Annotated in this window: 15 protein-coding genes; 5 read left to right on the top strand and 10 right to left on the bottom strand. The window is 32.3% G+C overall.

The features are described 5' to 3' along the window. Window position 1: 1 nt before the first annotated feature. The 5 genes from AC37UB_RS05730 to AC37UB_RS05710 all read right to left on the bottom strand — a co-directional run bounded on the left by AC37UB_RS05730 (window position 2) and on the right by AC37UB_RS05710 (window position 5,037). Window positions 2-1,324: a glycosyltransferase family 2 protein gene (locus AC37UB_RS05730; RefSeq protein ID WP_242094166.1), complete on the bottom strand. Its 1,323-nt coding sequence runs from the start codon at window positions 1,322-1,324 to the stop codon at window positions 2-4. A gap of 113 nt (window positions 1,325-1,437) precedes the next feature. Continuing rightward, window positions 1,438-2,025, bottom strand: coding sequence for a hypothetical protein (locus tag AC37UB_RS05725; protein ID WP_242094163.1), 588 nt, complete (start codon window positions 2,023-2,025; stop codon window positions 1,438-1,440). A gap of 29 nt (window positions 2,026-2,054) precedes the next feature. Further along, complete coding sequence (tagD, locus tag AC37UB_RS05720) at window positions 2,055-2,450, bottom strand: glycerol-3-phosphate cytidylyltransferase (RefSeq protein ID WP_242094161.1); 396 nt, start codon at window positions 2,448-2,450, stop codon at window positions 2,055-2,057. Between the two features lie 19 nt (window positions 2,451-2,469). Continuing rightward, entirely contained in the window at window positions 2,470-3,822 is a 1,353-nt protein-coding gene (locus AC37UB_RS05715) for a hemolysin family protein (RefSeq protein WP_242094159.1), read from the bottom strand. 102 nt (window positions 3,823-3,924) lie between these two features. Then, the gene (locus AC37UB_RS05710; RefSeq protein ID WP_241699315.1) at window positions 3,925-5,037 is read right to left on the bottom strand and encodes an AI-2E family transporter; all 1,113 of its coding nucleotides are present in this window, start codon (window positions 5,035-5,037) and stop codon (window positions 3,925-3,927) included. Window positions 5,038-5,146: 109 nt separating this feature from the next. On the opposite strand from AC37UB_RS05710, the gene AC37UB_RS05705 reads away from it, so the two are divergent. Then, window positions 5,147-5,581, top strand: a complete 435-nt coding sequence (locus AC37UB_RS05705) for a GNAT family N-acetyltransferase (protein WP_490685429.1) — start codon at window positions 5,147-5,149, stop codon at window positions 5,579-5,581. Window positions 5,582-5,632: 51 nt separating this feature from the next. Here AC37UB_RS05705 and AC37UB_RS05700 read toward each other — a convergent pair whose 3' ends face one another. From AC37UB_RS05700 to AC37UB_RS05680, 5 genes are all read right to left on the bottom strand, one after another. Beyond that, window positions 5,633-5,842: a hypothetical protein gene (locus tag AC37UB_RS05700; protein ID WP_241699313.1), complete on the bottom strand. Its 210-nt coding sequence runs from the start codon at window positions 5,840-5,842 to the stop codon at window positions 5,633-5,635. Window positions 5,843-6,020: 178 nt separating this feature from the next. Further along, entirely contained in the window at window positions 6,021-6,554 is a 534-nt protein-coding gene (gene ntdP, locus AC37UB_RS05695; protein WP_117972596.1) for a nucleoside tri-diphosphate phosphatase, read from the bottom strand. A 115-nt stretch (window positions 6,555-6,669) separates the two neighbouring features. Then, window positions 6,670-7,806 (bottom strand): A/G-specific adenine glycosylase, encoded by a 1,137-nt coding sequence (gene mutY / locus AC37UB_RS05690; RefSeq protein WP_490685428.1) that lies wholly within the window; start codon window positions 7,804-7,806, stop codon window positions 6,670-6,672. A gap of 4 nt (window positions 7,807-7,810) precedes the next feature. Further along, the gene (gene recX, locus AC37UB_RS05685; RefSeq protein ID WP_490685427.1) at window positions 7,811-8,602 is read right to left on the bottom strand and encodes a recombination regulator RecX; all 792 of its coding nucleotides are present in this window, start codon (window positions 8,600-8,602) and stop codon (window positions 7,811-7,813) included. Window positions 8,603-8,645: 43 nt separating this feature from the next. Further along, window positions 8,646-9,422, bottom strand: a complete 777-nt coding sequence (locus tag AC37UB_RS05680; RefSeq protein ID WP_490685426.1) for a competence protein ComK — start codon at window positions 9,420-9,422, stop codon at window positions 8,646-8,648. A gap of 192 nt (window positions 9,423-9,614) precedes the next feature. Here AC37UB_RS05680 and AC37UB_RS05675 point away from each other — a divergent pair, with 192 nt between their 5' ends. From AC37UB_RS05675 to AC37UB_RS05660, 4 genes are all read left to right on the top strand, one after another. Next, complete coding sequence (locus AC37UB_RS05675) at window positions 9,615-10,115, top strand: sigma-70 family RNA polymerase sigma factor (RefSeq protein ID WP_241699309.1); 501 nt, start codon at window positions 9,615-9,617, stop codon at window positions 10,113-10,115. 75 nt (window positions 10,116-10,190) lie between these two features. Next, window positions 10,191-10,400, top strand: a complete 210-nt coding sequence (locus tag AC37UB_RS05670; RefSeq protein ID WP_117972591.1) for a hypothetical protein — start codon at window positions 10,191-10,193, stop codon at window positions 10,398-10,400. Window positions 10,401-10,429: 29 nt separating this feature from the next. After that, on the top strand, window positions 10,430-10,642 hold the full coding sequence (locus AC37UB_RS05665; protein ID WP_241699308.1) for a DUF2922 domain-containing protein: 213 nt from the start codon (window positions 10,430-10,432) through the stop codon (window positions 10,640-10,642). Between the two features lie 60 nt (window positions 10,643-10,702). Continuing rightward, window positions 10,703-11,503, top strand: coding sequence for a GH25 family lysozyme (locus AC37UB_RS05660; protein WP_490685425.1), 801 nt, complete (start codon window positions 10,703-10,705; stop codon window positions 11,501-11,503). Window positions 11,504-11,550: the final 47 nt, after the last annotated feature.

Below are 11,550 nucleotides of genomic sequence, written 5' to 3'. Positions count from 1 at the left end.
TTTACACTAAGTTATCTGGGCTATTTCTTTTTATTTCTCCCCATTCATGTTTTTTCCCTTTGCTTGTAAATAAGAATTTTAACGTCCCTAATAACTTAGCGTATAGAGAAATCCAATGGTAAGAAAATGCTTCTATTATGGCTAAAAATAATAAATAAATTCTATCTAAATAGTAAATTCTTTGTATTTTTGTATTTTGGGCTATAACTGTAAAAGTAAAGAACAAGTTAATAAAATAAGATAAAAGAAAAACAAATACTGCCTCTTTCCATGTTACAACACTTACCGCAACAAAATATATACCTAACCCTAGTCCAATTGTTTCCATAAAGAAACTAATAATTTCTGTAAAAATAAATAAAGGTAGTCCAATAATTCCAACGTTTTTATAATGTTTATTAAATATCATTTTTCTATATTTAAATATCGTTTGTAAGAAACCTATTTGCCATCTAGAGCGTTGTTTAACTAAATCGCCAACTGTTGAAGGTGGTTGCGTCCAACAAACAGAGTCATAAATAAATATCTGTTTACTAGATAAATTATGATCATCAATATATTTTCTAATACCTAAAGTTAAATCAAAATCTTCCCCTATTGAGTGTGTATCATATCCATTTATTTCTCTAAGCATATCTAATTTATAGACACCAAAAGCCCCTGATATAATAACGGTACTATCAATATTACTTAAACTAGATCTAAATACTAATACACTTCTTAAATATTCTAAATATTGGAAACCAGTTAATAAATTCCACGTTCTAACTTTAATTGATCTTTGTGCAAAGTTTTCTTTTCTTGTCATTGGTCTAATAAGACCACCGATAGAAACAATATCATCTGAAAAATAAAAAGGCGTCATAAGCGTCAATAACGCATTTTTTTCTAAGAAAGAATCAGCATCGACAAACGATATATAAGGTGTTCTAGCATAGTTGATTCCTACATTTAATGCATCAGATTTTCCACCATTGACTTTATTAATTAAATAGATATTAGGGTGTTCCTCACTTTGATAAAAACCAAGAACCTTTTCAGTTGCAATACTACCGATTTTTTCTAAAAAATCAATTTTTTTCATATTCAATTCATTGATACAAACATCCATGGTATAATCTTTTGATCCATCATTAACAATATACAGTGTTAAATCCTTATAGTTTTGTTGAATAAAACTATTAACAGATTGTATAATCGTTTCTTTTTCATTATAAGCAGGTATAACAACTGTTAACGGTAAAGTATTATGTCGACTAATACTTGAATTTGAATCTAATAAATTGTCTGATAGGATAATCCTATCAGACTTTACTTTTTTCATTTCTCTTCTTGATAATATAATCTGAAAACCATATATCGTAAAAAATATATAATTGATTACAAGGGCCGCAATTCCTATAAATATTACTAAATTACTCATTATTTTTTATCCTCTCAATTTAAATAAAGTTCTGTTTCTAATTTATTAAATAAGTCAGCATTAAACTTATGATTTTTTTCCTGTTTAATTAAATTATAGAAATCCATATTTTTCGACTTCATCATTGAATAAAGAATAAAAAATTGTGCCTGTCCAGTGTATTCTTCAAAATTATCAACAAGAATATCTTTACAATCATCTAATTGAAGTAAATCAGCTAAGTAAAGAACTTCATAAATAACAGAGTCATCTGCACTATAAAAATAATTCATTATTTTTGGTTCTAACTTTATATCTTGTATAAACTGTTTTCTATCTATCCCACAACTTTGTAAACTATTATCAATATCTTGTTCAATTGATTTACAACTAAAAACTATAGAAATTAAATCTGCCAATGAACTTTTTTTCACGACACGTCTCATCTTTTTAGAAAAATACTTATATTTATTTTTCACAGTAAATTTATCTACATACTTTTTAACTTTTTTAATTTGTTTATTTTTTTTATTTCGACTGATCGCCATAGGTATTGGGCTAAATAAAATATAAATCAGCATTAATAAACTAAGAAAAATAGCTACTCCTAATAAGAAAAGCACAAAATCACTCCAAATTTTTTATTTAAATATTATTTATTACCAATATCTTTTTTGATTTGTGTTGTTGAAATTTCAGGAGTTCTCTCAAGATAGACAACATCTGCTCCTGTTTCTTTCACAAAATCAAATTGACCTTTCCAATCGTCTCCCATCACAAATACATCCACTTTAAATTCGTCAATATCGGTTATTTTTTGGTCCCACGCTTGTTCTGGTATAACTAAATCCACATAACGTATTGCTTCTAACAACATTTTTCTTTTTTCATATGAAAAATAACACTTTTTTTGTTTTTCATTCCAATTGAATTCATCAGTAGATAAAGCAACAATCAGATAATCACCTTGTGCTTTTGCACGACGTAGTAAGTTAATATGTCCGTAGTGCAACAAATCAAATGTTCCATATGTAATCACTTTTCTCATGGTAATCCCTCACTGTCTATTAATCATCATCACGTGATTTATAATATTTGTCATCTTCCTCTTCTTCAACGTCATTGATTGTCACAAGTATTTCTAACAATCGTGTTCCTTCTGCTTTATACGTTGTCAAATCAATATGATCGACATGAATGGTTAAGCGTTCATCCTTTTCAGGAATCACTCCCAATTCAGTAATCATAAATCCAGCCATTGTATCAACATCTGTCATCGAAATAGTTGTTCCAAATTTTTCATTAAAATCATTAATTAACATACGTGCTTCAATGAGATACTGATTATCACTTACTTGTTTTAATAAATGATCAATCGTTAATTCATCTGATTCGTCGTCAATCTCACCAACAATCTCCTCTAATAAATCTTCAAACGTTACTAAACCAGATACACCACCATATTCGTCTAATAAGATAGCCATATGATTTTGTGTTTTCTTTAATTCTCTTAATAAATCATCAATAAAAATCGTTTCGGGTACATATAATGGTTCATGTATCACATTCAACAGATTTAAATTTTCAAATCCTTTTTCTCTGGCTTCTTTTAGTAAGTTTTTTAAATGTAGAATCCCGATGACTTTATCTTTATCGTCATCATAAACTGGAATTCTTGAGAAATTGTTTCCTAATACTTTATCAATATTATCTTCTGCTGAGTCGTGAATATCAATCATGAAAGCATCAGTACGTGGTACCATTACTTCTCTAGCCATTGTAGTGTCCAATCCAAAAATACCTTGCACCATTTCCAACTCATCAGAGTCTAAGACCCCTTCATTAGTTAGCATATAGGCCATTTCTTCACGAGTCATACGTTCTTTTTCATCATCAAACTTCATTGGCGTAATACGACTTAAGAGATTTGTTGAACTTGATAATAACCATACAAACGGTCTCATCACTTTACCTAACAATGAAATAGGTCCCATTACAAATCTAGCAACCGCTTCAGGTTTATTTAAAGCAATTCGTTTTGGATATAATTCCCCAAATACAATAGAAATATACGTTAATAACACTAGTACAATCACTTGTGATGCTTGTTTTGCCCAAGCAACATCACCAAAAACAGGTGCTAACTCTCTAGCAAAAGAATTTGCCAAAGAAGCCCCTGACAAGATAGTAACTAACGTAATCCCTACTTGAATAGTCGATAAAAAATTTCCTGAATCATTGATTAGACCCAGCAATTTAATGGATGCTTTGTCTCCTTCTTCAGCCTTATTTTCCAATCTGTTTCTATTTACCGAAATAACGGAAACCTCCGCAGCAGCAAAAAAGGCGTTTAGTAATGTTAACACAATCAAAATAATAATATTGATAAAAATAGACTGACTCTCAGGGTCAGCGTTCATAAGCTTTTCTCTCCTAACATTTATTCGTTCTTTTTAATATTCCTCCGAAAATCGTATCATAAATAACAGTTAAATTCAATATAAAAGATAAATACCCCCATATTATTTAACGGGAGTATTTTCTTTTTTTATACGTTTATTTAATTGAATCATATCATAGACATAAACGACTATTGTTTTACACACTGCATAAAAAGGAACACCTAAAATCATTCCTAAAAGACCTGCGATGTTTCCTGCCACTAGCAAAATAATAATAATAGTAAGAGGATGAATGTCCAAACTTTTTCCTATAACATTTGGATAAATAATATTTCCATCAATTTGTTGAACAATCAACACCACAATACAGGCTAGAATGGCTTTAACAGGATCAGTAAATACCGTAACAAACAGTGCAGGTGCTAACCCAATATAAGGTCCAATATAAGGAATCATGTTAGATAGTCCAGCTATGACACCAAATAAAAAGGCGTAATTGACACCAACTAACATGTACCCTACACTGGTTGCCACGCCAACAAATAAACACTCTATCATCTGACCACTGATATATTTTGAGATGGTTTGACTCATTTTTATAAGTAATCCTGTCATCTCTTTCCTATGTGTTTCCGGGAAAAAGCGAATCACATTTGGTAAAAATTTATCCCCATCTTTTAACATGTAAAACAAGATAAACGGAACAGTGAAAATAATCATAACAATCCCTGCCATAGAAGAAATAAATGAACCTAATCCATTTCCTAGACTAGATAAAGTTGTTTTGACAATATTCCCAAACGAGATATTCCATTGTTCTAAATACTGTTGAATATCCACATTCTTCATCACGGGATGATGAGCAACTTCATTAATTGTTTTTTCAATTGCCACATAAAAATCTGGTGCTGATTTAGTCAACATGGTTATCTGTTTTATCAAATTAGGAATCACAGACATAATAAGTAATAGCACTATGCCCACTAAAAATAGCATAATAATGGCTACAGCCCATGTTCTTTTAACCCCTTTTTTTAACATAAATAATAAAATTGGGTTCACACAATAAAATAAAAAACCTGATATAATAATTGGTGAAAACATGGTAGTAAATAAGGTCCCTATCGGTTTGAATAAAAAGTTAATTTGTGTTCCTACTAAAATTAACGTTGCTATAATAAGTAATTCAAGTGACCAAAACATTAGTTTAGACGATTTTAATTTTTGTAACATATAGTCCCCTCACTTTATTTAAATTCACGTATGTTTATTATAATCTATTTGTTAAAAAAAAACTGCTAATTTGATAAAATGATACAAACCACATAAAGGAGACAAAAATATGTCACAACTGCTTCATACAAATGATCTTCACTCTACTATTTATCATGATGCAAAAGACATTCGATTAAATGTTTTTGTAAAAGAGCAAAACATTCCTAAATCTATTGAAATAGCTGATGAGGAGTTAGCCATTCATTGTGTCTTATATGATGAAAATAGAAAACCTTTAGGCACCGTTCGATTGCTACCAATTGATAAAACCACTATGGCAGTACAACGTATGGCTGTCGATAAAGAAGCAAGAGGAAAAGGAGTAGGCAAACAACTTATGACTTATGTAGAAGATGTCGCAAAGCAATACAATGTCTCTACTCTTATTTTAGGTGCACAGCTGCATGCTTTTGATTTCTATCGTTCACTAGGATATGAATCCTTTGGTGATACATATCGGGAAGCAACTATTGAACACCAACATATGAAAAAAACAATATAAAAATAAACAAGACAAAGAGTCTCTCTTTGTCTTGTTTATTTTTATAACCCCTTACATTTCTTTAATCGACATAACTTGTCTTTTTTTACTATAATTAATAGATGCTTCCTTTGGTATTGTCATTACTTTCTTTTCTGGCTCAATGACTTCTCGAATAATTTTTTCAGAGGCAAAATTGTCTGAATGAGACAACTTCACTATCATCAGACCAACACAAAGAACGGCACTTATTAAGAATAGGATAGATAGTTTTTTCTTCACTTAAATACCCTCCTTTATTCATCTTGTAAAAAGTATAACATAATAAATTCAAACAAAATGGTTATTTTTTTCGTTTCAAAAACAAAAAAATAACAAAAAACGATGACGCTCTCTCATCGTTTTTTGTTAACCTCTTCATTGCTTATCAAACCCTGAATTTACGAAACAGACAGTTGCTTCATTTTCTTGATAATTGTTGATACCGTTTATACCAAATATCGACGTATTCATCAGAGAAAGGACCTTTTCCTTCATTAATCCAGTCTACCAAAATCTTCACATTTTCTTTAAGAACAATATCAATTTCGTTTGGGTAATTCATTAGTCTTCGATGATCTTCATATTCATCAACATCTAATAAGCGTTTTTCTCCATCAGGAAACACTTTTATATCCAAGTCATAATCAATATATTTTAAAGCTTCCTCATCCAAGACATAAGGTGAGGCAAGATTACAATAGTAGGAAACTCCTTTCTCTCGTATCATAGCAATTATGTTGAACCAATATTTTGTATGGAAATATACAATAGCAGGTTCACGCGTCACCCATCGGCGTCCATCTGATTCTGTCACAAGTGTGTGGTCATTCATGCCAATTATCGAACACTCACTTGTTTTTAGGACCATTGTGTCGCGCCAAGTTCGATGTAAACTTCCGTCATGCTTGTAACTCTGGATCGTGATAAACTCTCCCTCTTTAGGAACACGCATCACTATTTAATCCTGCTTTCTTTGACAATGATTGCCAATTTTTCACATGGGCGTTAAATTTATTATTTAACACCAATATCAGAATTATTATAGCATACCTTCCTCTATTATATCACTAGTTATTCATACTTTTCTTTAGTAGTTCCACCATCTTTTGTTGCGGTTTTGGAAAAACGTACTGCGGAAATTCGTCTAAATAACTCCACTCTTGATTAGTTAGATGAGTATTATTTAGCCCCTTTATCTCATCTTGAACCACTAATATATGCCATTTTCGATGACTAAAGATATGTGTTACAATTCCTAAAAGTTTTTTACCTTTTACATTGTCTGCTTCATCATATAAACTTAATTGCTCAGCTACTACACCTGTCAATACATCCTGTGAGTCATAAATTTTTGAGAAACGATCGTAATCCTTTTTCGTTACTTCCCTCATTGGAAAAGTCCACATATCAGCTAACAACCCATCCGATGGTCGTTTTTCCAATAAAAAAGCCCCCGTATCATTTTGTAAAATATCGGCTACATAATAAAGAGGTGTCGCTTTTTCTTTTTTCTTTTTCACTGGGTATTTAGATATCGTATTCGTTTGTTTTGCTTCACAATACGCTTGTATAGGACATGTTTCACACGACGGCTTAGTTGGCGTACAAATCGTAGCACCTAAATCCATTAGGGCTTGATTAAAATCGCCCGGCTCACTTTGAGACATGGTGTCTCTTACATAACGATCAAATACTTTTCGTGTTTTAGGTAACGCAATATCATCAGCCAAACAAAATAAGCGACTATAGACTCGCATCACATTTCCATCAATTGCTGGCTCTGGTAATGAAAATGCAATACTCCCAATCGCTCCACCTGTATAAGGTCCAATTCCCTTTAAAGATAAAATATCCTCTATTTTATTTGGCATCTTTCCATCAAACGTTGCTACTATTTCCCTTGCAGCATGTTGCATGTTTCTGACACGTGAATAATACCCCAGTCCTTCCCACGCTTTTAACAATTTATCCTCATTAGCATTGGCTAACGCTTCGATTGTTGGAAACCACTCCATAAACCGATTAAAATAAGGAATCACAGTGACAACTTGTGTTTGTTGCAACATAATCTCAGACACCCATACTCTATAAGGATCTGTTGATTCTCTCCATGGTAAGTCTCTTTTTTCAAGACGATACCACGTTAATAAATCCTCTTGAAAACTGGCTGTTTTTTCTTGTGTCCAAGTTATCTCTTTACTCATTTTTTTACTCTAACTCCATCTCTTTTTCTTCTATATAACGATTAATATCATCAAATGAAAAGCCCTTTTGATATAAACTTTGTGTTATCTTCTGATGCCTTTTTCGTGCATCCAATCGCTCATGACGACGCCATAATTTATCTCCTTGTTTCACTAATAAGCTATATTCATCTTCTTCCTCATCAAAATCTAGCTCGTCGATTAATTGAGAAATCACATCAGCGTGAAATCCTTTTATAAATAATTGTTGACGAATTTTATTCACACGCTCTTTTTGACTTTTTTGTTGATATTTTCGCAACATTTTTTCTGTTAATCTTTTTCCTAAAACCAACTGATGAGTGTGATCAAATAAGCTCAATGCGTCATCAATCGTTCCACCATCTACCCCTTTTTTCATTAAAAACTCTTTGACACCTTGAGGGCCTTTATCAGTGGTTCTAATGGCTGTGCGAACATAACTTTCAGCAAATACCTGATCATTTAATAAGGATAATTCTTTTAATTTATCCATAATCTTGACTATTTGTGGGAAACTAATCTCTTGTTTTTTTAAATAATCTGTTATTTCTTGTTCGCTCCGTAATTGATAGCTTAGGTAATTTAGTGCTTTTTGATACCCTATATCAAAACTTGCTTCTTCTTTTACTTGATTTAATAACTCTTCTGATACCTCACTGCCTTTAAGGAGACGATGTCTGACGAGTGAATCTTCTGAAATCGTCATCGTCAATCCACTTTTGGTTGTTAAAAGATACCCTGTTTTTTCTTTTTTGATGCTTTGAATGACTTCCATTACTTTTAGCCCCCTTGCATCTTTTTACTATATCATATTTTTATTATATTTTATCCCAGTAACTATCATATTCTTCTATAAACTCGTGAATCGTCAACGTTTGATGGCGTTGTTGGACAGTCAAAAAATAATCAACCGTATGACGACATCTATCCAATCGTTTACTATCAATGGGGGTCAACAGACGCGTCACATTATCAAAATGATACTCGATAAATCGACCTCTTTCTTCAACCACTTCATCTAACATTTGGGACATCTCAGGATAAAAATATAACATATAATGTCTCATCGCCTCATGAATACGTGAGAGCAATGATTTACACTCATAATCTATCTCGATGCTTAAATAATTAGAAAAATTAATCATCGTTACACCTTTACTAATTTGATGACACGTTTCAATGTACATAATGTTAAAAAAGCTAGTATCCTTCCTAACTGATCCGTTTAACGGCACAAACAGACAACATTTATCAATCATAGGTTGTTTGTATCGTTTTTGACTAAAGTCATCGTATAACGCTACTGTATGTATGACTTTTTGGAAAATACGTTGATTTCTTTCGTTATACTCACTCATCAACATTTGAGTATTTGAGGTTGTCAAAATAGGAAGTGACGTCGATGAAAAAAGAAGGGTCTTATATGCCAATCCCAAATCAGAAATATCATGAATAAAATAAATATCTTCTGACAAATGAGTTTGCCCCATTTTGACACTACAAGGTAAAAATTTGTTATATAAATCGTTTAGTGTGATTGAATCTCCATGCGCTAATGCTTCATATATTAATCGTTTTCTGCCTTCAGTTTTCATTCGCTTCTCTCCTATATTTTGTTCTTTTATCGTTTATTATTTTAACATATCCTATTTATTTTTAAACCGTTTTCATACATTTTTAAATGATTTTACGCAAAAAATTCAAAAATTGGTTTTTTCGTTATTGACGCATTTTCCCTATACTCACAGTGGCTAGCCAAATGATTAACTTTTGAGAGGATAATAACAATGGAAGAACAACTATTTACTACCTATCATTCATTGATCTTAGGCGCATTAAAGAAATGTCACATCACACCGACACATCCAGAATTTGATGATTACCTACAACGAGCAAGAATTGAATTACTTATAGCACATAGACACTATCAGACCGATGTGGAAAATCACCCACCATTTCGCCCATTTGTGTACCAAAAAATTTATTGGGCAACATTAGATGCTATCAGAAAAGAACAGCGACGCTTTGATAAAGATGTCATCGAAGAGTCCTTTCTTGAGTCAATCCCTCAAGAAGAGGATATGACCTGCTGTCTGGTCGCGTCTGATTTATATCATGAGCTACTGGCTCTTTTATCTAAAGACGAAACCCATTTTTTAAACGATCGCTTTTTTGAGCAATTAACCATTAGTCAAATCGCTAAAAAACACCACGTTGCCAGACAAACGGTTTATCGTTGGCGAGATGGTGTAAGAAAAAAATATCAAAAAATTGAAAAAAAGGTGTGACACTTTTGAGTTGGGAAACGTTTATATAAGTGTAAGGCGCGCGACTTACAAAAAAACAAAAAGGACGTGACTATCATGGAAAAACTATTTGACAGTAAAAAAGCCATCTTATCATTTAAAGCAGTAGGAGACAATAAACCACGTAAACAAACCCTTGCCAATTTAATCGAAGACGCTTCTGATGAAAGCATTTTAGATTTAAGTGATGTCTTCAATAACCTTGCACCAACTGATGAACCATTAGAAAAACTAGCAATCGTTGATACACACCACTATGATATTTAATCACTCAAACTAACTAGGAGGAAACACCCATGAAAAAATTAAACTTAAACTTTTTAAATGAAGACAATAAAAAAACTACCTTAGTACCAAAAGTAGCTAAACAAGATTTAACAAAAGATGAAGTAAAAGAAGCCATGACTATCATCGCCACACTTGATTTGTTTGAATCAAACGGTAAAAAATTATACGTGACACCAAAATCAGCACACTATAGTGAAACAATTATTACAGAGTTGTTCTAACCTGTTAGACGACGTTTACCACAAACGTCGTCTTTTCTTATACCAGAAAGGAGTTTTTAGATGTTAAAAGTAATCGACTTATCAAACCATCAACGAGGGATGTCACTTGATACACTAAAAGCAGATGCCTTTATCTTCAAAGCAACAGAAGGCACTTATTTTATTGATGATACATGTAACACTTTTGTCCAACAAGCCAAAAAACTAAATAAACCTTATGGGGTGTATCATTTTCTAGATCAAAATGATGTCATCAAACAAGCAGACTTTTTCTTAACACACATCAAAGGTTACATAGGTGAAGCAATCCTTGCGCTTGATTATGAAGAGTATGGCAAACAAGGCGCACAAAAAGCCAAAGAATTTTTAGATTACGTCTACAAACAAACAGGCGTGAAACCTCTCATCTATATGAATGAAAGTGATGCAAACTCTGATGATTGGTTGGATGTCGTAGCTGGTGATTATGGCTTATGGGTCGCGAAATACTCTCAACACACACCTGTCGTTAAACAATGGCCAAGCTATGCGATGTGGCAATATACCAGTACTCCTGTTGATACCAGTTATTTTTATGGAGATAAACTTGCTTGGCAACAATATGCTACACCCAAAAAGACCATCACCCAACAAAAGGACGCTTATCATACAACAGGAACACGATTTGAAGCATTAAGAACACTCGTCATTCAAGCCGATGAATCCTTTAAAAAAGCATCTGGTATGCACTTTTCCAAAAGTACTGTCTTTGATATTGAGCAAATTTGCCACACCAAAACAACAACGCATGCTTGTATACTCTATAATCATCGCAAAGTATTTGTTACACTTCACAAGGATTATGTTAGAAAGATAGATTAGGATAAAAAAATACCCCTCCACGAGGAATCAAATCGATTTCTTGTGGA

This window comes from Vagococcus changpingensis, assembly GCF_058211775.1.
Note: the sequence above shows the minus strand (reverse complement) of the source record. Positions and strands in the feature narration are given on the sequence as shown.